The organism is Luteibacter sp. KNZ12-1A (genome assembly GCF_056755675.1).
Map to the genome: position 1 here is coordinate 1 of NZ_JBPGXU010000069.1, position 20,863 is coordinate 20,863.

Annotated in this window: 21 protein-coding genes; 4 read left to right on the top strand and 17 right to left on the bottom strand. The window is 66.4% G+C overall.

The window, feature by feature from the left end:
• Positions 1 to 281: 281 nt before the first annotated feature.
• The 5 genes from ACR9ZJ_RS13575 to ACR9ZJ_RS13595 form a co-directional block, all read right to left on the bottom strand.
• On the bottom strand, positions 282 to 1,190 hold the full coding sequence (locus ACR9ZJ_RS13575) for a DUF4097 family beta strand repeat-containing protein (RefSeq protein ID WP_481281324.1): 909 nt from the start codon (positions 1,188 to 1,190) through the stop codon (positions 282 to 284).
• Positions 1,191 to 1,214: 24 nt separating this feature from the next.
• Positions 1,215 to 1,634: a hypothetical protein gene (locus tag ACR9ZJ_RS13580; RefSeq protein ID WP_481281323.1), complete on the bottom strand. Its 420-nt coding sequence runs from the start codon at positions 1,632 to 1,634 to the stop codon at positions 1,215 to 1,217.
• Entirely contained in the window at positions 1,631 to 2,185 is a 555-nt protein-coding gene (locus ACR9ZJ_RS13585) for an RNA polymerase sigma factor (protein WP_481282720.1), read from the bottom strand. Before ACR9ZJ_RS13585 ends, ACR9ZJ_RS13580 begins: the two co-directional genes overlap by 4 nt.
• Positions 2,186 to 2,682: 497 nt before the next feature.
• Complete coding sequence (locus tag ACR9ZJ_RS13590; protein ID WP_481288047.1) at positions 2,683 to 4,476, bottom strand: phosphoenolpyruvate carboxykinase (GTP); 1,794 nt, start codon at positions 4,474 to 4,476, stop codon at positions 2,683 to 2,685.
• 98 nt (positions 4,477 to 4,574) lie between these two features.
• Positions 4,575 to 5,165, bottom strand: a complete 591-nt coding sequence (locus tag ACR9ZJ_RS13595; RefSeq protein WP_306852103.1) for a TetR/AcrR family transcriptional regulator — start codon at positions 5,163 to 5,165, stop codon at positions 4,575 to 4,577.
• A 139-nt stretch (positions 5,166 to 5,304) separates the two neighbouring features.
• Between ACR9ZJ_RS13595 and ACR9ZJ_RS13600 the strand changes: the two genes are divergently transcribed.
• Together ACR9ZJ_RS13600 and ACR9ZJ_RS13605 are read left to right on the top strand one after the other, a co-directional pair.
• A complete protein-coding gene (locus tag ACR9ZJ_RS13600) occupies positions 5,305 to 6,183 on the top strand; it encodes an alpha/beta hydrolase (RefSeq protein ID WP_481288048.1) in 879 nt (292 codons plus the stop codon).
• A 55-nt stretch (positions 6,184 to 6,238) separates the two neighbouring features.
• Complete coding sequence (locus tag ACR9ZJ_RS13605) at positions 6,239 to 8,710, top strand: acyl-CoA dehydrogenase (protein WP_481288049.1); 2,472 nt, start codon at positions 6,239 to 6,241, stop codon at positions 8,708 to 8,710.
• Between the two features lie 249 nt (positions 8,711 to 8,959).
• Here the strand turns inward: ACR9ZJ_RS13605 and ptsP are convergent, their stop codons facing one another.
• The 12 genes from ptsP to ACR9ZJ_RS13665 all read right to left on the bottom strand — a co-directional run bounded on the left by ptsP (position 8,960) and on the right by ACR9ZJ_RS13665 (position 19,041).
• Positions 8,960 to 10,717: a phosphoenolpyruvate--protein phosphotransferase gene (gene ptsP, locus ACR9ZJ_RS13610; RefSeq protein ID WP_481281319.1), complete on the bottom strand. Its 1,758-nt coding sequence runs from the start codon at positions 10,715 to 10,717 to the stop codon at positions 8,960 to 8,962.
• A gap of 32 nt (positions 10,718 to 10,749) precedes the next feature.
• Positions 10,750 to 11,019 (bottom strand): HPr family phosphocarrier protein, encoded by a 270-nt coding sequence (locus tag ACR9ZJ_RS13615; protein WP_481281318.1) that lies wholly within the window; start codon positions 11,017 to 11,019, stop codon positions 10,750 to 10,752.
• Positions 11,012 to 11,404 carry a PTS sugar transporter subunit IIA gene (locus tag ACR9ZJ_RS13620; protein ID WP_371024631.1) on the bottom strand — a complete coding sequence of 131 codons (393 nt, stop codon included), beginning with the start codon at positions 11,402 to 11,404 and terminating at the stop codon, positions 11,012 to 11,014. The genes ACR9ZJ_RS13615 and ACR9ZJ_RS13620 overlap by 8 nt, the downstream gene beginning before the upstream one ends.
• A 37-nt stretch (positions 11,405 to 11,441) precedes the next feature.
• Positions 11,442 to 12,323 (bottom strand): RNase adapter RapZ, encoded by an 882-nt coding sequence (rapZ, locus tag ACR9ZJ_RS13625; RefSeq protein ID WP_306852194.1) that lies wholly within the window; start codon positions 12,321 to 12,323, stop codon positions 11,442 to 11,444.
• 20 nt (positions 12,324 to 12,343) lie between these two features.
• Positions 12,344 to 13,294, bottom strand: a complete 951-nt coding sequence (gene hprK / locus ACR9ZJ_RS13630) for an HPr(Ser) kinase/phosphatase (protein WP_481281317.1) — start codon at positions 13,292 to 13,294, stop codon at positions 12,344 to 12,346.
• A gap of 215 nt (positions 13,295 to 13,509) precedes the next feature.
• A complete protein-coding gene (hpf, locus tag ACR9ZJ_RS13635; RefSeq protein ID WP_306852085.1) occupies positions 13,510 to 13,860 on the bottom strand; it encodes a ribosome hibernation-promoting factor, HPF/YfiA family in 351 nt (116 codons plus the stop codon).
• Positions 13,861 to 13,978: 118 nt separating this feature from the next.
• A complete protein-coding gene (locus tag ACR9ZJ_RS13640) occupies positions 13,979 to 15,460 on the bottom strand; it encodes an RNA polymerase factor sigma-54 (protein ID WP_481281316.1) in 1,482 nt (493 codons plus the stop codon).
• 99 nt (positions 15,461 to 15,559) lie between these two features.
• Positions 15,560 to 16,279 (bottom strand): LPS export ABC transporter ATP-binding protein, encoded by a 720-nt coding sequence (lptB, locus tag ACR9ZJ_RS13645; protein WP_306852081.1) that lies wholly within the window; start codon positions 16,277 to 16,279, stop codon positions 15,560 to 15,562.
• Positions 16,280 to 16,283: 4 nt separating this feature from the next.
• A complete protein-coding gene (lptA, locus tag ACR9ZJ_RS13650; RefSeq protein ID WP_371024636.1) occupies positions 16,284 to 16,865 on the bottom strand; it encodes a lipopolysaccharide transport periplasmic protein LptA in 582 nt (193 codons plus the stop codon).
• On the bottom strand, positions 16,828 to 17,427 hold the full coding sequence (lptC, locus tag ACR9ZJ_RS13655) for an LPS export ABC transporter periplasmic protein LptC (protein ID WP_481281314.1): 600 nt from the start codon (positions 17,425 to 17,427) through the stop codon (positions 16,828 to 16,830). The genes lptA and lptC overlap by 38 nt, the downstream gene beginning before the upstream one ends.
• Positions 17,424 to 17,972 (bottom strand): KdsC family phosphatase, encoded by a 549-nt coding sequence (locus ACR9ZJ_RS13660; RefSeq protein ID WP_481288050.1) that lies wholly within the window; start codon positions 17,970 to 17,972, stop codon positions 17,424 to 17,426. The genes lptC and ACR9ZJ_RS13660 overlap by 4 nt, the downstream gene beginning before the upstream one ends.
• A 55-nt stretch (positions 17,973 to 18,027) precedes the next feature.
• A complete protein-coding gene (locus tag ACR9ZJ_RS13665) occupies positions 18,028 to 19,041 on the bottom strand; it encodes a KpsF/GutQ family sugar-phosphate isomerase (protein WP_481281312.1) in 1,014 nt (337 codons plus the stop codon).
• A 176-nt stretch (positions 19,042 to 19,217) separates the two neighbouring features.
• Between ACR9ZJ_RS13665 and ACR9ZJ_RS13670 the strand changes: the two genes are divergently transcribed.
• Positions 19,218 to 19,457: a BolA family protein gene (locus tag ACR9ZJ_RS13670; protein ID WP_306852072.1), complete on the top strand. Its 240-nt coding sequence runs from the start codon at positions 19,218 to 19,220 to the stop codon at positions 19,455 to 19,457.
• 57 nt (positions 19,458 to 19,514) lie between these two features.
• A complete protein-coding gene (gene murA / locus ACR9ZJ_RS13675; protein ID WP_371024640.1) occupies positions 19,515 to 20,774 on the top strand; it encodes a UDP-N-acetylglucosamine 1-carboxyvinyltransferase in 1,260 nt (419 codons plus the stop codon).
• Positions 20,775 to 20,863: the final 89 nt, after the last annotated feature.

Below are 20,863 nucleotides of genomic sequence, written 5' to 3' on the forward strand. Positions count from 1 at the left end.
TTCCGATTCGCCCTCCTGGCTCAGCGGAAACGATCGGCCGTCCTGGCCGATCCCCTACGGGCCTTCTCCGCCCGCCCGTCCTCGGCTCCTAATGTCGCGCCGAGGGTGGCGCCCGGCAGCTCTCTGGACACGGAGGCGGGGTGGTGGGAAAGAGCAACGCTCGCCTGCCGCTTCCCACCCGCGTGAGGGTGTTTCACACGGAGGCGGCATCTACCCGAGTCGCGGGCGTTGCTTCGCGAAGGACCAAAAGAAGAAGCCGCCCTTGGGCGGCTTCGTCGTATTCAGCGTCCAGCGCCTCGTATGCGGACATCGCCGCTGAACGACTCGACGTGGATGAAGGCGTCGCCACCGCCGATGGTGGTTTTCAGTTCCTTGCCCGGGCCATCGTCGCCACGCGAAGGATTGCCCCAGTCGCTGCGCAGGTCGCCGCTGAAGGTGGAGGCCTCGAGCCGGGCCGAGGCGTCGGCTGGCAACTGGAGTTGCACGTCGCCGCTCATGGAATCGACATCGAGCTTGCCGCCGCGCGCTGGAGCACCGTTGACCTGGGTGTCGCCGGACACCGTGCTGAAACTGGCTTCCTTCCAGGGGCCGCCGCCGATGGTCATGCGGCCGGAAACCGTCTGGGCTTCGATCTTGTCGCCGATGTTCGGCGCCGTGATGTCGCCGGAGACCGTTTGCAGTTCGGCTTGCCCCGCACGGCCGGCGAGGTCGATCGTGCCACTCACCGTTTGCATGCTGACGTTGGGCGATCGCAGGTTCGCACGGATGCGTCCGCTGACCGATTCGACATCGATCTTGCCGCCATCCAGGCCGTCGATGCTGACCGGCGCACTGACGACGTTGATATGGACTTCCACGGCCCTGGGCACGCGCACATTGAGGATGGTCGGCTGCATGCGCGAGTCGTTGCCCCAACTGAACCAGTTGCCTTTCTTCTCGTCGCCTTCGACGCGAATCTCCACATTGTGGTCGTCGCCGTCCAGTTCGAGCGGGCGGGCGCCGTCGCCGAGGCTGCCGGAGACCTGCACCTGGTTCTTGTCCCAGGCGGTGACGGTGACTTCGCCCTTGACGTTTTCGATGCTGATCTTCGCGTTGGGGCGGATGTCTTTCGACAGGTTGATCGGCGTCGAGGCAAAGGCCTCGCCGATCGAAAGCGCCAGCAGCAGGGGGGTGAGATAGAGCGTTTTCATGGGTAGTGTCCTGGCTGTTCGCGTTTAGCCGGCTTGCTTTTCGAGGTTGCGCAGACGGTCGCGCTGGCGTTCGGTGCGCAGCAGCAGGCGCTGCAACGCGGCTGAATCGGGGGAGTCCTGCATGGCCTGCGTGAGCTCCATGCGTGCGGCGTCGAGTTCGACCGCCGCGCCGGAAAGACGCGGATCGGAAGGTTTCCAGGCCGACCCGGAGGCCAGGCGAGCACTGTCGTCGGGGGAGACCAGGTGCAGGCCGAGGCCACCGCCGAGTACGGCTACGCCGGCAATGGCCGCGGCCATCAGCCAGGGGCGCGCACGGCGGTGTCGTACCGCGGAAGCACCCGGGGCCTCGTCGAGACGGGCTTCGATGCCGGACCACAGGTCGCGATGGGGCACGACCGGGCGGTTGAGGGAGCGCATCTGGCGCAGGTAGTCGAGTTCGTTCATGGTTTATCTCCCAGCGCACGGCGGAGCAGTCCGCGCGCACGGTGCAACTGCGCTTTCGAGGAGCCCACCGCCATCGAAAGCTCGACGGCGATCTCCTCGTGTTTCCAACCTTCCACGTCGTGCAGCACGAGGACGGCACGGGCCCGCGGCGGCAAGCACGCGATGGCCTTTTCCAGTTCGCCGCGCTCGAACGCGCGGACGGGATTGTCGATGTCTGTGATCTCCGGCAGGTGCTCGTCGTCGACGATGCTGACCGGGTCGGCGTTGCGGGCGCGTATGGACATCAACGCCACGTTGACGGCCAGCCGGTACACCCAGGTACCGAACGCGCTTTCGAAACGGAAGCCGTCGAGCTTCTGCCAGGCGCGGATGAAGGCTTCCTGGGTCAGGTCCTCCGCACGTGCGTGATCGAAACCCGCCAGGCGCAGCACCGCGCCGTACACGCGGTCTGCATGGCGCCGGTACAGGGCTTCGAAGGCCTTGCGGTCGCCGGCCACCGCCGCACGCACGGTGTCGTCGTCCGACGAGGCGGTGGGCAGCTCAGGCTGCATGAAGGACGTGGCGGCGATGCATAGGGCGTTCATCTTGCCAGCTTGGATGCGGGCAAGGGGGAAACGGTTTAACGAGGAGGGCGGTCCCGCCAAGGAGCAAGGGCAGGCTCCCAAGGAGCAAAGGCAGGTCCGCCAAGGAGAAAAGGCAAGCCTGCCAAGAAGGACAAGCCTGCCAAGAAGGAAGAGTGAGCCCGCCAAGGAGAAGGGTAGGCCTGCAAATTCATAAAGAAGGGCAGACCCGAGCCTTTGTGGGAGCCGCTTCAGCGGCGATGGGTGCTTGCCGGGAATATGGGGGAGTCCCCTCCGTAGGAATCGCCGACAAGGTCGGCTCCCACCAGAGCAAGCTCCCGCAAGGACAGCGGTTGCTGCAAAGAACACAGAAGGACAGAGGCTGCTGCAAAGAACACAGGTTGCCGGAGTGGGCGAGTTCTGGTGAGAGCCGACCTTGTCGGCGATACGGCCCGCCCCGAGGCTGGGGCGGGCCGCAAGACCCCCGATCAGGCCACGTGCGTCGCGCGTTTTCCCGCGCAGGCGGCATCGAGCGCTTTGCTGACGCGTTCGCGCTCGGCTTTCAGCCGCGCCGGCATGCGTTCGCCGAAGCCGTCGAGGTACAGGCCGATGGCGCGCAGTTCTTCCTGCCAGCCTTCGACATCGATGTGCAGCAGTTCCTCGAGCTTGCCCGGGTGGAGGGAAAGTCCATCCGTATGCAACTCGCCCTTCGCGGGCACGGTGCCGATCGGCGTGTCCACGCCCTTGGCCAACCCTTCGACGCGCTGGATCATCCAGTCGAGCACCCGCAGGTTCTCGCCGTAGCCCGGCCATATGAAGCGCCCGTCGGCGTCCTTGCGGAACCAGTTCACGTGGAAGATGCGCGGCAGTTTCGCCCCCGGTTTGTCGAACGACAGCCAGTGGGCGAAATAGTCGGCGAAGTTGTAGCCGCAGAAGGGTTTCATCGCCATGGAGTCACGCCGGAGCACGCCGACGGCTCCCGTCGCGGCGGCGGTGGTTTCCGAGCCCATGGCCGCACCGACGAGTACGCCGTGCGCCCAGTCCTTCGCTTCGAAGACCAGGGGCACCAGCGACGGACGACGGCCACCGAAGACGATCGCCGAGATGGGCACGCCGGCGGCTTCTTCCGATTCGGGCGCCCAGCTCGGGCATTGTTTCGCGCTCACGGTGAAACGTGAATTCGGGTGCGCCGCAGGACCGTTGGCCGCGTCGTACGGGCGGCCCTGCCAGTCCGTTTCCGGCTGACCTTCGCCAAGGCCTTCCCACCAGGGGCGATTGTCGGCGGTCAACGCCACATTGGTGAAGATCGCATCGTGGCCGAGCGTTTCCAGGGCGGTGGGATTGGTGCTGGCGCTGGTTCCCGGGGCTACGCCGAAATAGCCGGCTTCCGGATTGATCGCCCACAAGCGTCCATCTTTTCCCGGGGTCATCCAGCAGATGTCGTCGCCGACCGTCCACACTTTCCAGCCCGCCTTGCGGTAGCCCTCGGTGGGAATGAGCATGGCGAGGTTGGTCTTGCCGCATGCCGAAGGGAACGCGGCGGCGATGTAGTGTTTCTCGCCCTTGGGATTCTCGATGCCGACGATGAGCATGTGCTCGGCGAGCCATCCTTCGCGACGCGCCTGGTAGCTGGCGATGCGCAGCGCGTGGCATTTCTTGCCGAGCAGCGCGTTGCCGCCGTAGCCCGAGCCGATCGACTTGATCGAGAGTTCCTCGGGGAAATGCATGATGAAACGGCGCTCCGGATCGAGGTCGCCCGTGGAGTGCAAGCCCTTCACGAACTGGCCTTCGCGCTCGATGCGGGCGAGCGCCGGCGTGCCCATGCGCGTCATGATGCGCATGTTGGCGACCACGTAGGGGCTGTCGGTGATCTCGACGCCGCAGCGCGCGAGCGGCGAATCGATCGGGCCCATGCAGTAAGGGATCACGTACATCGTGCGGCCACGCATGGCGCCGGCGAACAGGGCATCGATCTTCGCGTGCGCGTCGGCCGGTGCCATCCAGTGATTGTTCGGGCCGGCGTCTTCCTTGTCCGGCGTGCACACGAACGTGAGGTGTTCCACGCGCGCGACATCCGAAGGGTGCGAGCGATGCAGGTAGCTGCGGGGGTTGCTCTCCGCATTGAGCGGGAGGAGGTCGCCACTGGCTAGCATCGTCTGGACGAGTTCGGCGTACTCCGCTTCCGAGCCATCGCACCAGCGAACGGAGGCGGGCTCCGTCAACGCGGCGACCTCGTCGACCCATCGATTCAATGCTTCCAGTGAACTGCCGTGCGATCGCATCCTTGGTGGTCTCCAGTTAAACGCAAGCGGAGACAGTAGTTTGCGTGGCCTGGTATTGGCAAGGCACGGCGCAGCAAAAGCGCGCGTGCCATTCAGGATCAGTCGGTGGATCGCGCCGGTGTGAGCGTGGCGATCATGTGTTCGACGTAGGCGTCGAACTCCTCGTGGCTGAGGCGGGGCAGTCCGAGGGTGAAGTTCAACTGCAGGAACCCGACGTACGCGGCATAGGTGAGGCGTGCGCGATGCAGGGCGACGACAGGTTCCAGGCCCGCTTCCTGATAGAGCCGCGTGAGGAATTCCATGCGCCGCTGCGAGACGCGCGACATCACCGGCACCACCTGCGGATGGTCGAGTGCCTTGAGCAGGGCGGCATATACGCGATGTGGCTGCAGTTCGTGCGCGACGCGGCGAAACAGTTCCGGGAAGCGCTTCAGCGGGTCGGGGATGCGTTCGATTTCCGCCAGCACCTCGCGTTCGCCGTATTCTTCCCAGCGTTCGAGCGAAGCCTGGAGCAAGGCCTCGCGGGTGCGGAAGTGCCAGTAGAAGCTACCCTTGGTGACGCCGAGGCGCCGCGCCAGGGCTTCGACCGCGAGGGCGCCGACACCTTGTTCGGCGATGAGGGCTAGGGCGCCGTCTTCCCAATCTTCGGCGGAGAGGCGGACTCGTTCGTTCTTGGCACCGTCGTTCATCGACGCATGGTAGCGGAGACGTGGCGGTTTGCAATTGGGAGGCTTCGAATATGTTGCATAAGACCTTGACTTGCCAGCCGTTACATGACCGTACGCTGGCGTATTGACGCACTTCGCCGCGGGTTACATACTCAACCGTATGGTAGCCATCCCGTCCCCTGTCCATTCGGCTCGTGCCAGCCTCGTTTCGTTCGACGGCATCGCGCTGGCCACCCAGCACTGGCGCGGCGAGCGCCTGCCGTCGCTGCTGTTCGCGCACGGTTTCGGCCAGACACGCCATGCGTGGAACGGCACGGCGCGGACGCTTGCGGCACAGGGCTTCGACGCCACCACCTTCGATTCCCGCGGTCATGGCGAGAGCGAACGCGTGCCGCGGGGCGATTACCACATGGAGCAGTTCGTCGCCGACCTGCTGACGGTGGCGGCCCATGCCCGTTCGGCGGATGGCCGTGCTCCGGTACTGGTCGGCGCCTCCATGGGCGGTCTGCTCGGCCTGCTGGCCGCGGGTGAGGCGGAGGAAGGCAGGGAACCCTTCTCGGCCCTGGTCCTGGTCGATATCACGCCACGGTGGGAAACCGCCGGCGTGGAACGTATCCTCGGTTTCATGCGCGCGCACCCGAATGGTTTCGCGAACTACGACGAGGCCGCCTCGGCGATCGAGGCGTACCTGCCGCACCGTCGCGAGCGCAAGACGGAAGCGCAGCTGAAACCCCTGCTCCGTCAGGACGGCGACGGGCGCCTTCGCTGGCATTGGGACCCCGCCCTACTCGACGGTCCGATCCAGCAGAGCGAGCGTTACCAGCCGCGACTGTTCGCCGCCGCCGCGCGGGTGACGGTCCCGGTATTGCTGCTGTCCGGCGCACGCAGCGACGTGGTGTCCAGCCACACCGTCGATGAATTCCTCCGCCTCGTGCCGCATGCGCGCCACGTGGCCTTGCCCGACGCCACGCACATGGTGGCGGGCGACGCGAACGACGCGTTCACCCGCGAGATCGCGACGTTCCTCGAAACCCTTTGATCCAACCGCTCCACGAAACACGTAGCAACGACCCGACTGTGACGAGGTGATACCGATGTCTGCGATCCTAGTTGTGCTGGCGGCGCTCATCGCCTCCGGTGCCTGTGCCTACCACCGCACGTCCCTGAAGACGTGGGCCGTCGCGACGGCGGCGACGATCCTCGTCATGGGTTTCCTCGCCGGCGCGCCGGCGGCCACCATCGTGCTCCTCATCCTGCTCGCGGTCGTGGCGGTGCCACTGCTGATGGTCGACTTCCGCCGGAAGAAGATCAGCGCGCCGCTGTTGTCGATATTCGCCAAGGTGACGCCGAAGCTCTCCGACACCGAGCAGACCGCGCTGGAGGCCGGCACGGTCGGTTTCGAGGGCGAACTGTTCTCGGGCAAGCCGGACTGGTCGCAGCTGCTTCGCCAGCCGAAGCCCGAGCTCTCGGTCGAAGAGCAGGCCTTCCTCGACGGCCCCGTCGAAGAACTCTGCGCCATGATCGACGACTGGCAGATCACCCACGAACTGGCCGACCTGCCGCCGAACGTCTGGGAGTTCATCAAGAAGAACAAGTTCTTCGGCATGATCATCCCGAAGAGCTACGGCGGCCTCGGCTTCTCCGCGCTGGCCCATTCGGCGGTGTTGCAGAAGCTGTCCAGCATGTCGCAGACGCTGGCTTCCACCGTCGCCGTGCCGAATTCGCTCGGGCCGGGCGAGCTGCTGATGCACTACGGCAGCGACGAGCAGAAGAACCACTTCCTGCCGCGATTGGCGGATGGGCGTGAAATTCCCTGCTTCGCGTTGACGGGCCCGTACGCCGGCTCGGACGCCACGTCGATTCCCGATTTCGGCATCGTCACCAAGGGTATGTGGAATGGCGAGGACACGGTCGGCATCCGCCTGACGTTCGACAAACGCTACATCACGCTGGCACCGGTGGCCACGATCGTCGGCCTGGCGTTCCGCATGTACGACCCGGACAAGCTGCTTGGCGACAAGGAAGACCTGGGTATCACCCTGGCGCTGCTTCCGCGCGAGACGCCGGGAATGCAGATCGGCCGCCGGCACTTCCCGCTCAATACGCCGTTCCAGAACGGCCCGGTCCACGCCAAGGACATGTTCGTGCCGTTGTCCGTGCTGATCGGCGGCCCGCACATGGCTGGCCAGGGCTGGCGCATGCTGGTCGAGTGCCTCTCGGTCGGCCGCGCGATCTCGTTGCCGTCGAACGCCACCGGCGCGTCGCGCATGGCGGTGGCCGCCACCGGCGCCTACGCACGCATGCGCAAGCAGTTCGGCCTGGCCATCGGCCGCTTCGAGGGCGTGGAGGAAGCGCTGGCCCGCATTGGCGGCCTCACCTATGCCGTCCAGGCGCTGTCGCGCGCCACCGCCGCGGCGGTCGATCGCGGTGAGAAGCCGGCGGTGCCTTCGGCCATCGCCAAGTACCACGCCACGGAGTGGTGCCGCCAGATCGCGTCGGACGCGATGGACATCCATGGCGGCAAGGGCGTGATCCTCGGTCCCAAGAACTACATGGGGCGCGGCTGGCAGAGCGTGCCGATCGCCATCACGGTGGAAGGCGCGAACATCATGACGCGCAGCCTGATGATCTTCGGCCAGGGCGCGATCCGCTGCCATCCTTATGTGCTGAAGGAGATGCAGGCGCTCAACATCGCCGACTATCGCGAGCGCCTCACCACCTTCGACAAGGCACTGTTCGGCCATATCGGCTTTGGCTTCTCCAACGCGGTGCGCAGCTTCGTCCTCGGCATCACCGCGGCGAAGATCGGCGACACCGCCGGCGACGCCTATACGCGACGCTTCTACCGCAAGCTCAACCGCTACTCCGCGGCGCTGGCGCTCTGCGCGGACGTCTCGATGGGCGTTCTCGGCGGCAAGCTGAAGTTCAAGGAGAAGCTGTCGGCCCGCCTCGGCGACACACTCTCGTACCTGTACATCGCCAGCGCGATGCTCAAGCGTTACGAGGACACCGGCCGCCCCGAAGCGGATCGTCCGCTGCTGGCCTGGGCGTTCCATGAATGCGTGTGGAAGATGCAGATGGCGCTGGATGGCGTGATCCGCAATTTCCCGGTCCGTCCGGTGGCCTGGCTGCTGCGTGCCCTGGTGTTCCCGTTCGGTCGTCGCGAAGTGCCGCCGTCGGACCGCCTGGGCCGTCGCGTCGCCGCGCTGATCACGGCGCCGAACGAAGCCCGTGACCGCCTCACCACGTGGAGCTACCTCACCCCGACGGCGAACAACACGGTGGGCCGCATGAATGCGATCCTGCCGGACGTCATCGCCGCGGAGCCGGTGGAGCGCAAGTTCCTCAAGGCGTTCAAGGGGGGCCAGCTGCGCTCGCACACGTACAACGAGCAGCTGGCGGAAGCCGAGAAGCTCGGCGCCATCACGCCCGCCGAACGCGAGCTGTTGCAGCGCGTCCGCGACGGCGTCGCCGAATTCATCTCGGTGGACGACTTCGACAGCGAGGAACTGCGGGCGAACGTGGTGCGCAATGCGGAAGCGATGAAGCCGGTGCGCGCGGCGTAATCGACGGCATCGTTCGGAAACGGTACCGCTGGAAGACGAAAAGGCCGCGAGCGATCGCGGCCTTTTTTATTGTGAGCGGAACTTCTTGCCTGACGTGAGCCGCTCTGGCGGCCCCGCCCTTGTGGGAGCCGACCTTGTCGGCGATCCCGCGGCAGCGGGCCAGCCTGAGGCAAGCACCCATCGCCGCTGAAGCGGCTCCCACAAAAGGTGGCCTCCCACGGAAGCCGACTTCCATTGGAAGCGGCGCCGCTATCGGGTTTCGGCGCAGCCGTCCTGCAAGGCCACGACTTCGAGCAGCCGCGCCTCCACCTCGTCGCGCGAATGCGCACGGAACAGGCGTGGCGCCGCACGGCGAAGGGCGCCGCAGTCGAGTTGGGTGAGGCGGTCGCGGACCTGCAGGAGCTGGCCCGGATGCATGCTGAATTCCTCCAGGCCCATGGCCAGGAGCAGCGCGGTGAACTGGGTATCCCCGGCGATTTCACCGCACAGGCTCACCGGTTTCTTCGCCCGGCGCGCGCTGGCGACCACGTGCGCGATCAGGCGCAGGAACGCGGGTTGCAGTGGATCGTAGATGCCTTCGAGCGCATCGTTGTTGCGGTCGGCGGCGAGCACGTACTGGGCGAGATCGTTCGTGCCGATGGCGAGGAAGTCGGCTTTCTCCAGGATCGAGGTGACGCCGATCGCGGCGGCCGGTACCTCGATCATGGCGCCGACGTCGAGTCGCTCCGGCAGCTCCTGGCCAGCCCTCGCCAGGTCTTCGCGTGCCTTCTTGATCAGTCGGCGCACCTCGGTCATCTCGCCGAGATGGGTGATCATCGGAACCAGGATTCGCACCGGCCCATAGCAGGCCGCGCGCAGGATGGCGCGCAGCTGCACGCTGAAGATGTCCGGATAGCGCAGGGAGAGGCGGATGCCACGGACGCCCAGCGCGGGGTTGTCCTCGCCACGGATGGCCAGCCCGGCGGCGTCGGCCTTGTCGGCGCCGAGGTCGAGCGTGCGGATGGTGACGGGCAGGCCGCCCATGCCGAGCACGACGTCCCGGTAGGCGGCGAACTGCTCGTCTTCGGAGGGCAGGCCCCGCTGGCGCAGGAACAGGAATTCCGAACGGTAGAGGCCGACGCCGTCCGCGCCACGCGAGCGGGCGAGGGTGACGTCGCTGGCCAGTTCCGCGTTCGCGAAGAGGCGCACGTGGGCGCCGTCTTTCGTGAGCGTGGGGGCGGTGGCCAGTGCGGCGAGCCGGCGGCCTTCGGCGGCGGCCTGCCGTTGCCACTGGCGGTAGCGCGAGAGGTCTTGCGCGGTGGGATGGACGATGACCTCGCCGTGTTCGGCATCGATGAGCACGAGGTCGTCGTCGTTGACGGTCGCCAGCGCATCGCGGGTGCCGACGAGCATCGGCAGGTTGAAGCTGCGCGCGAGGATGGCGCTGTGCGAATAGATGCTGCCCGCGCTGGCGATGACGCCGAGCATGCCTTGCCCGGCCATCGCAGCCATGTCGGCCGGTGCGATCGTGTCGCTGACGACGATTTCGCCGACCCGGGCGGCGAGTTTGCGTTCCTCGCGACTGGACTGCTGGTTGAGCGCGGACATGACGCGGCCGATGACCTGGTCGATGTCCTCGCCACGACTCTTGAGGTAAGGGTCGTTCATCGCGTCGAACACCGCCGCGAGGCGGTCGCGTTGCATCTTCAGCGCGGCACTGGCGGTGTAGTGGCCTACGGTGACGAGTTCGTCGAGGCCACGGAGCAGTTCCTCGTCGTCGAGCAGCAGGCTATGCGCATCGATGAAGTCGCCGACCTCGCGGGCAAGCGCGCCGTGAAGCTTGCCGCGCAGTTCATGGAGTTCGGTACGGGCGGTATCGAGGGCCTGGTGCAGGCGTTCGATCTCGGGGCCGATCTCCTTGTCCTCGAGCATCCGCATGTCCACGGCGAGGATGTTCGGCTGGACCAGGCGCGCCCGGCCGAGGGCCATGCCCCGTGCGGCCGGCGTGCCGGTCAACACGATTCTCATGCGGCCCTCGTTCTGCGCACGTGGTTCATGCTTCAGGCACCCTCGTCGAACTTGCGGTCGAACAGGTCGATGACGGCCGAAAGGGCGGTTTCCTCGTCCGCTCCCTCGGCGCGCACGGTCAGCGCGGTGCCCATGCCGGCGGCCAGCATCATGACGCCCATGATGCTTTGCGCGTTCACTTCGCGCCCCTTGCTGATGAGCCAGACCGTCGATTTGAAACCTGAAACCAGCTGGACGAGCTTGGCTGATGCGCGCGCGTGCAGGCCCAGCCGGTTGGATACCACGATGTCTCGTTCAAGCATGGTCGATGAAGATCCCTCCGCGGCCGCCGCTGGCCGCGATCTCGGCCAGTTCGGGCAACGATTTTTCCGAATAATTGAGAACCCGCAGCAGCATCGGCAGGTTGAGCCCCGAGACGCAGCGCAGGTGGACGCCGAGTTCGCCCAGGGACAGGCCGATATTGCAGGGGGTGGCGCCGTAAAGATCGGCCAGGACGAGCACGCCCTCGCCGTGGTCGAGGTCGCGGGCGTGCTTCGCCGTGAGCGTGCGCATGACGTCCGGGTCGGCGCTGGGCGGTACCTCGACGGCGTCGATGTCCAGCGGCAGCTTGGGCATGACGTGCCGGGCGGCGGAAATCAGCGCCTTGCCGACGGCTTCGTGGGTCATGAGGAGGACGCCGACGCTCATCGCCCGGTGTCTCGTGATGGCTTGGGCTGGGTCATGGTCACTCGAGCTCGCGATGGAAAGTCAGTACGTTGCCGCGTTCCGAGCGGAAATGCTGGGCCAGTTTCTCCACCAGGTATACCGAACGGTGGCGACCGCCGGTGCAGCCGATGGAGACCGTGACATAGCTTCGATCCTCGCCCTCGAAGCGCGGCAACCAGGTATCGAGCCAGCGGGCGACGTCGGCATAGTATTCGCCTACCAGGGGGTTCGCGTCGAGGAATTCCCGGACGGGGAGGTCCTTGCCCGAGAACGGGCGCAGCCGCGGGTCCCAGTGGGGGTTGGGCAGGCAGCGCGCATCGAAGACGAAATCGGCATCGGAAGGGAGTCCGCGCCGGTAGGCGAAGGACTCGAACAGTAGCGTCGTGCCGTCGGAGGCGGCGGCGTAGCCGGTGGCGAACAGGCGGCGCAGCTGGTGCACGTTCAGGTCGCTGGAGTCGATGACCTTCTCCGCGATCGAGACCAGCGGGCGAAGCAGCTTTCGTTCCTGGGCGATGGAATCGGCCAGCGACAGCTTCTCGGCCGCCAGGGGATGGCGGCGGCGCGTCTCGGAGTACCGCTTGATGAGGACATCGTCACGGCTGTCGAGGAAGATCAGGTGCACGTGCACGCCGGCGGAAGACAGCTCCGACAGCACGTGCGGCATGCGCGAGAGGTCGACACGGCGGTTACGCACGTCCACGCCCACGGCGATGCGCTTGCGCGGCCCGTGCTCACCCTGGCTGACGGCGGCGACCAGCTGCGGGATCAGTTCCGCCGGCATGTTGTCGACGCAATAGAACTCGAGGTCTTCCAGCGCACGCAGGGCGACGGTCTTGCCGCCACCGGACATGCCGGTAAGCACCACGAGGTGGATGGCATCGGGATCGACGATAGGGCTCATGACTTCGTCGCTCACGGCGGTCACCACGGGGAGAAGCGGCGCATCTGGTGCGCCTGGCGGTCGATGAAGGTCTGCGCCGGGTCGATGCCCTTGGCCTTCAGCACATGGTTGCGCACCGCGGCCTCGACCAGCACCGCCAGGTTGCGGCCCGGCGCGACGGGAATGGTGATCTTGGGCACGTCGACATCGAGCACGTTGCGCCGGCTGACATCGCCGGTGAGACGGGTCATGGCGTCGGTGTCCTCGCCTTCGCGCAGCGGCTTGAGGTGGACGACCAGGCGCAGGTACTTGGACGGTTTCACCGCGGTGTGGCCGAACATCTCCCGGATGTTCAACACGCCCAGGCCGCGCACCTCCAGGAGGTCCTGCAGCAACTCGGGGCAGGCGCCGTCGATGACGTCGGGGGCGATGAGGGTGAATTCGGTGGCATCGTCGGCGACCAGGCGATGGCCTCGGCTGATCAGTTCCAGGGCCAGTTCGCTCTTGCCCGAGGCGGGCTCGCCGGTGATCAGCACGCCGATGGAGAAAACTTCCAGGAACACGCCGTGCAGGGTGACCCGTGGCGCCAGGGTACGGGCCAGGTGGTATTGCAGGTAGGTGAGCAGTTCATGGCCGCGCTTGGTGCTCTGCCACAGCGGCGTGTCCGTTTCCTCGGCCACCTCGCGCAGGTCGGCGGGGATGGACTGTTCCTTGGTGACGATCAGGGCGGCGGGCTGGTAGGCGGCGATCTTGTGGATGACTTCCCAGCGCTGGCGCGAATCGAGCCCATCGAGGAAGTTGAGTTCCTCGGTACCGATGATCTGCACCTTGTTGGGGTAGATCACATTGAGGTAGCCGACCAGCGAGGGACGCCGGCTCTGCTTGGCGTTGGGCTCGAGCACGCGTGATTCCCCACGCATGCCGGCGGCCCAGCGCAAGGCCATGCGCTCGTGTACCCCGTCGAAGAGTTGTCTGGCGGTAAGCCGGTCCACGCTTTGGGTCCCTTGAAGAGAAAAGCCGGCACGCGGGCGGCCGGCTTGCTCGTATATTGTGCCACAAGGGTTGGGAGCGGCCGGCCGTGAGGGGGCTTGTTGTGCCCTTGAAGGTGGGAAGCGGCCTGGGCCGCGATGGGGCTTGCGGCAAGGCTGTTCGCGCGCCAGCGCGCTTTCCCACCCGCCAGCGCGCTTCCCACCCGGGGAATCGGACCTCAGCTGCTGGCGACGCGTCCGTCACGAACCTCGTGATTGTGGTGGTCTTTCAGTTTTTCCTTGTGCTTCTTCAGCTGGTCGGCCAGCTTGGCGATCATCGCGTCGATCGCCGTGTACATGGTGTCGTTCTTGTTGTCGTCTTCGAGGCGGGCAATACCGTCGGCGTGCAGGCGCGTACCCGCGCAATGCAGGGTGCCGCCGGCCTTGTGCTCGTTCTTGTCGACGGAAAGGACCACGTCGAGGGCTTTGATGTTGTCGAAAAGGCGTTCGAAGCGGCCGACTTGCTGTTCCACGCGCTCACGCAGGGCGGGGGTGATATGGATGTGCTGGCCGCTGATCTGGATTTGCATTGACGCCTCCTTCTTGCTGAGGGTGTCGCCTTGTGGCGACGAGATCGGAACGGCGAGGTGCCGTTCCTCTAGCCTTGAACCTATGGGACCGTAGACCTCCGATGGGGTTCCGTTCGCGTCAACTGGCGCGGACGCGTTCGCTGGAACTCGGGATGCGCATGGCTTCGCGGTACTTGGCCACCGTACGTCGTGCCACCTGAATACCGCGTCGATGCAGTTCCTCCGCCAGTGCCTGGTCGGACAGGGGCCGACGCGCGTCCTCGGCCATGATGAGCTTGCGCAGCATGGCCTGGATCGCGGTGGCGGACGCGGTGCCACCGTCCTCGGTGGCCACGCCGCTGGAGAAGAAATGTTTCAATTCGAAGGTGCCACGCGGCGTATGCATGTATTTGCGCGTGGTCACCCGGGAGATCGTGGACTCGTGCATGCCCACTTCCTCGGCCACTTCGCGCAACACCAGCGGGTGCATGGCCTCGGGGCCGTAGTCGAGGAACGCGCTTTGCCGACGGACGATCACATCGGCCACCTTCTGCAAGGTCTCGGCCCTGGACTGCAGGCTCTTGAGCAGCCAGCGTGCCTCCTGCAGCTGCCCCTTCATCCAGGTGGCGTCGTCGCCTCGGGCCCGCGCGATGAGGTTGCAATAGTGCTGGTTGAGGCCCAGCCGGGGCTGGGAGTCGGGATTGAGGCTGACCTGCCAGCGCCCGTTCTCGCGTCGGGCGTAGACGTCGGGTGCCACGTATTCGACGGGCGTGGCATCCAGCGCGGCGCCGGGACGGGGGTCGAGGCTGCGTATGAGGCTCGCCGCGGCGGCCACGTGGGCCTCGGGTGCCTTGAGCCGGCGGGCGATCTTGGCGGTGTCGTTGCGCGCCAGCAGTTCCAGTTCCTCGTTCACGATGCGGATCGCGAGTTCGCGATGCGGGGTGTCGAGCGAGAACTGGGAAAGCTGGCAGAACAGGCAGTCGCGCAGGTCGAGGCTGGCGATACCCGTGGGGTCGAAACGTTGCACGCGCTGGCGAACGGCCTCGATCTCCCCGGCGGTCGCATGCAACTCGGCGGGCAAGGCGGCTTCCACCGCTTCCACGCCGTCATGCAGGTAACCGTCCTCATCGAGCGCGTGGATGATCGCGGTGGCGATGGCGTGGTCGCGGGGCGAGAACTGCGACAGGTTGAGCTGCCACTCCAGGTGTTGCTGGAGGCTTTCCGGCGCGGCGTTCTGCGGCTCGAAACCATCCTCGTCGAGACCGCCGCTGCGGGAAGATGCACCGGCGTAGTCGCCGGCCTCGCCGTGGAACCGGTCATCGTCCCATTCCGGCGCGAGTTCCTCCGACGGCGTGACGGTGGATTCCTCATCCTCCTTCGACGCCTTGACCGGGATGTCTTCTCGCGAGGGGAATTCCGGAGCCTCATAGCCGTCTTCCGCGGCCGGCTCCGTTTCGGACTCGGCGTCTTCCGCGAACTCGAGCAAGGGGTTGCTTTCCGCGATCTGGCGGAGTTCGGCCTCGAGCTCAAGCTGTGACAGTTGCAGAAGGCGGATGGCCTGCTGCAACTGCGGCGTCAGCGTGAGCTGCTGATGGAGGCGAAACTGGAGTCCGGGTTTCATGCCTGCGACGCTTGGGGTTCCCGATCCATCGTAACCCCTTACGGGCCCCGCAAACCAGCGTCGCGCGGAGACGGCTTCGCGAAAGGAAAACGGGCGCCGTCAGATTCGGAATTCACGGCCCAGATACACTTCCCGTACCTTTTCATCGGCGAGGATGTGCTGAGGCGTGCCGCGGGAAAGTACCTCTCCGTCGTTCAGGATGTACGCGCGGTCACAGATGCCGAGGGTCTCGCGCACATTGTGATCGGTGATCAGCACGCCGATCCCGCGCTCCTTCAGGTGGCGGACGATGCGCTGGATCTCGCCCACCGAGATGGGATCGACGCCCGCGAACGGTTCGTCGAGCAGCATGTAGCGGGGACGCGCGGCGAGGGCGCGGGCGATCTCCACGCGGCGGCGTTCGCCGCCGGACAGGCTGATGCCTTTTTGCTCGGCGATATGCGAGATCTTCAACTCGTCCAGCAGGCTCTCCAACTCGTCCTCGCGCTGCTTCTGGGTCATGCCTTCACGCAATTCCAGCACGGCCAGGATGTTGTCCGACACGCTGAGTCGCCGGAACACCGAGGCCTCCTGCGGGAGATAGCCGATACCCAGCTTGGCGCGGGCATGCATCGGCAGTCCGGTGATGTCTTGCTGATCGAGCTTGATGGAGCCGGCGTCGGCCTGGATGAGGCCCACCACCATGTAGAAGCAGGTGGTCTTGCCGGCGCCGTTGGGGCCGAGCAGGCCGACCACCTCGCCTTCACGGATGGAAAAGGCGAAATCGCGAACCACCTGGCGCGCGCGGAAGCGCTTCTGCAGGCCTTGGGCTGAAAGCATCGGGTCAGGGCTTCTTCGTGTCGGGTGCCGGCGTCGCGGGCGTCGCCGGGGCGGCGGCCGGCTTGTTCTTCGGCTGGAAGGTCATGTGCACGGGGGCGGCGCCATTGCTCTCGCCGGTCATCGTGCTGTCCTTGGTGTTGTAGGTGAGCTTGTCGCCTTCGGCGCTGCCCTTGGCCGGCTGCTTGACCTTGGCATTGCCCGTGAGGACGGCGAAGTCCTGGTCGACCTTGTAGTCGATGTTCAGCGCCTGGCCGTCCATCGGTTCGTTCTGCTCGTCGAGCTGGTGAATGGTGGCCGGCTTGCCGTCGACCACCACGCGGGTGATGTTGTTGTCGGCATCCAGGTAGCCGGTGGCCTTGTCGCCGGTGATCTTCAGCGTGCCCTGGGTGAGGATCACGTTGGTGGTCCAGATCACCTTGCCGGCCGGTTGCTGCGAACCGTCGAACGACTTCGAATGGACGTCGACCGGCTCGTTGCGGTCGGATTGCTTCGCCACGACGGGCAGGCTGGCCACGAGTGCCATGCCGAGCACCGCGAACAGGGCGGCCTTAGCGCTTGCGCGGCAGGTACGTGCTATGGACTGCATCGAGGAGCTCCAGGTGCTTGGTGTCGAGATTGGCGCGCATGCCAACGCCATCCATTGTAGAGCTTCCCTGCACGATCCGCGCCGCCTCGGCCGTCTCCAGGCGGTTCTCCTTGGGCCACGCGGTGACTTCGGAGGTGTCGATGCTGGCGGCCTGGGTGGTGCCGAAGGCCGGCCGCTCCATGTGGACCTTGCCTTGCAGCTTGAGCAGGCTGCCGTCCTTGTTCACCCACCCGTACTGGGAGTGGCCCTTCCACGGCGGGATGTCGGCCTCCTTGGTCGAGGGAAGGACGAAATCCGGAGCGTTGATGTAGAGCGAATCGTCGCCCTCGCGCCGCTCGAGGTGCGGCGCGATCAGCTTGAATGCGGGCTTGCCTTCCTCGTTGTATGAATCGAGGTCGAAATTGGTCAGCACGTAGCCGGAACGTGGCGGGCCCACGAAGTCCTGGACCTTCTTCTCCGGCGCCGCCCAGTAGTAAAGCAATACGCTGGCGCCTAGGACGACGGCGAGGATGCCGGCCGTGCCCGTCGCACCGCGGTCCTTCAGCAGGTTGAACGCGCTCACAGCCAGCGATCCCTCTCTGCCTCGGCCTTGCCCTGGGCGGCGAGGATCATGTCGGCCACTTCGCGGGCGGCGCCATATCCACCCGACAGGCGCGTGCGCCAATGGGCACGCTCGACCACCCAGGGATGGGCATTGGCGGTGGCCACGGCGAGTCCGGCGATACCCATGGCCGGGAGGTCGGGCAGGTCGTCGCCGACGAAGGCGGATTCCTCCGGCGCCAGGCGCAACGCCTCCAGCAGGCCGGCCAGACAGGCGCACTTGTCCTTCTGGCCCTGGTAGACGTGGGCGATACCCAGTTCCTCGGCGCGCAGCGACACGGGATGGCTGATCCGGGCCGTGATGATCGCGACCTTCACGCCGTTGCGCTGCAGTGCCTTCAGGCCCAGTCCGTCGTGCACGTGGAAGACCTTGGTCTCCCGACCGTCCTCGGCGTACCAGAGGCGCCCGTCGGTGAGCGTGCCATCGACGTCGAACACGACCACGCGCACGCGGGAGGCGCGCTCGGCCACATCGGCGGGAATCTCGGTGTAATGGGTGTAGGCCATGGTTCGCTATATGGGGATGATGCGGCGCGGCGGGAACGCGCCGGGAGTCGGCCGTTCAGACGACGCGGGCACGAAGCAGGTCGTGGATGTTCAGCGCGCCGACGGCGCGGCCATCGGCATCCACCACCAGCAGGGCGTTGATCTGGTGCTTTTCCATCAATTGGGCGGCCTCGACGGCGAGCTTGTCGGAACCGATCGTCTTGGGCCCGCGGGTCATGAGCTGGGCCACCGAGGCACTGCGCAGGTCGACGCCATCGTCGTCCAGCGCGCGGCGCAGGTCGCCGTCGGTGAACACGCCCAGCAGGCGGTTCTCCGCATCGACCACCGCGGTCATGCCCAGGTGCTTGCGCGACATCTCGACCAGGGCCTCGCTGAGGGTGGCCTCGAGGCGCACGCGAGGTACGTCGTCGCCCGAGTGCATCACGTCGGCGATGTGCAGGAGCAGGCGGCGGCCCAGGCTGCCGGCCGGATGCGAACGGGCGAAATCGTCCGGGGTGAAGCCGCGCGCCTCCAGCAGCGCCACGGCCAGCGCGTCGCCCATGACCAGGGCGGCCGTCGTGCTGGCGGTCGGGGCCAGGCCGTGGGGGCAGGCTTCCGAGGCGACGTTGGCGTCGAGGTTGAGGTCGGCCTGGGTCGCCAGCGACGACCTGGGGTTGCCGGTGATCGAGATCAGGCCGATACCCTGCCGCTTGATCGCCGGCAGGATGTAGAGGAGTTCGTCGGTCTCGCCCGAATAGGAGATGCCGAGCAGGATATCGTCCGGCTGGATCATCCCTAGGTCGCCGTGGCTGGCCTCGCCGGGATGGACGAAGAACGACGGGGTGCCGGTGGACGCCAGCGTCGCGGCGATCTTCCGCGCGATGTGGCCCGACTTGCCCATGCCCGAGACCACGACCCGGCCCTTGCAGGCCAGGATCATCTGGCAGGCCTGGACGAAGGCGGCATCGACCTTCGCCTCCAGGGCGCGGATGGCCGCCGCCTCGGTCTTGATGACGTTGCGGGCGCTACGGATGACGGTGTCTGCGTTCACATGGAGGGCGTCGGCGGGTGGGGCGGTGCGGGCGTTCATGTGACCTCATTGTCCGGGTGGGGCAATCCCTGGTTACCCGGGATGTCCATTTCTGCGACACCGGATTTCCATTACCATTACATATTCTCATTTTATAGTCGCTGCCATCGACGGGTGGTTCAGGGTCCGTTTCGGAACCCTCACCGGCACGGCGACCCCCCATCACCGGAGAATCCATGGACGCTGCGCGCATCCAGGCATTGATCGAAGCCGGCCTGCCCGGCGCGCGGGTAGACGTTCGTGGCGACGACGGCGTCCATTTCGAAGCCGACGTGGTCTCGGAACAGTTCGCCGGCAAGTTGCCCCTGGCCCGCCACCGGCTCGTTTACGCCACCCTCGGCGACCTCATGGGCGGTGCCATCCACGCCCTGGGCCTGAAGACCCTCACACCCGAAGAAGCCGCCGGCCGCCGCTGAACCAGCGCGCCGGGCGCCATCCTCCGCCCGTTTCCTTTCCCAAGGCATTCCCCCTCCATGGCCAAGATCCTTATCAGCGGCGGCCAGCCGCTCAACGGTGAGGTGAGCATTTCCGGCGCCAAGAACGCCGTCCTGCCCATCCTCGCCTCCTGCCTGCTCGCCGACGAACCGGTCAGCATCGGCAACGTGCCGCACCTGCACGACGTCACCACCTTCATCGAACTGCTGGGTCGCATGGGCGTTCGCGTGGTCCTGGACGATCGCATGAAGATGCACATCGACCCGCGCCCGGAGAATTCCTGCGTCGCCCCGTACGAACTCGTCCGCACCATGCGTGCGTCGATCCTCGTGCTCGGCCCGCTGGTCGCGCGGCATGGCAAGGCCGAGGTCTCGCTCCCGGGTGGCTGCGCCATCGGCTCGCGTCCGGTCGACCAGCACATCCGCGGCCTGCAGGCGCTCGGCGCCGAGGTCACCGTGGAGAACGGCTACATCAAGGCGAGGGCCGGCCGCCTGAAGGGCGCGCGCATCGTCATGGACATGGTCACCGTCACCGGTACCGAAAACATCCTGATGGCCGCCACCCTCGCGGAAGGCACCACGGTCATCGAGAACGCGGCACAGGAGCCCGAGGTCGTCGACCTGGCGCACTGCCTGATCGCGATGGGCGCGAAGATCGACGGCATCGGTACCTCCACGCTCATCGTGGAGGGCGTCGAACGCCTGCACGGCGCCCACTACGAGGTCCTGCCGGATCGCATCGAGACCGGTACCTTCCTGGTCGGCGCCGCGATGACCGGCGGCAAGGTCCGCGCGCGTGGCGCGCGCGCCGACACCATGGATGCCGTGCTGCAGAAGCTCGAGGAAGCGGGCGCGCACATCAGCACGGGCAAGGACTGGATCGAACTCGACATGCAGGGACGCCGGCCGAAGGCCGTGAACCTGGTGACCGCGCCTTACCCGGCGTTTCCCACCGACATGCAGGCGCAGTTCACCGCGCTCAACTGCGTGGCCGAAGGCGTGGGCGTGATCACCGAAACGGTGTTCGAGAACCGCTTCATGCATGCGCTGGAATTGCAGCGCCTGGGTGCGGACATCCGCCTCGAAGGCAACACCGCGATCATCACCGGCGTGCCGAAGATGAGCGGCGCGCCGATCATGGCCACCGACCTGCGCGCCTCGGCATGCCTGGTGCTGGCCGGCCTCGTCGCCGAGGGCGACACCACCGTCGATCGCGTGTACCACATCGATCGCGGCTACGAGAACATCGAGGAAAAACTGGGCGTGCTGGGCGCGAAGATTCGTCGCCTGCCGAGCTGATCGCCTGACGTCGCCGCTGCTGGAATCGCGGCGTTGAAATCGCCCACACGGGGCGGGGGGGCCCCCCCCCCCCGCGCCGGGGGGGGGGG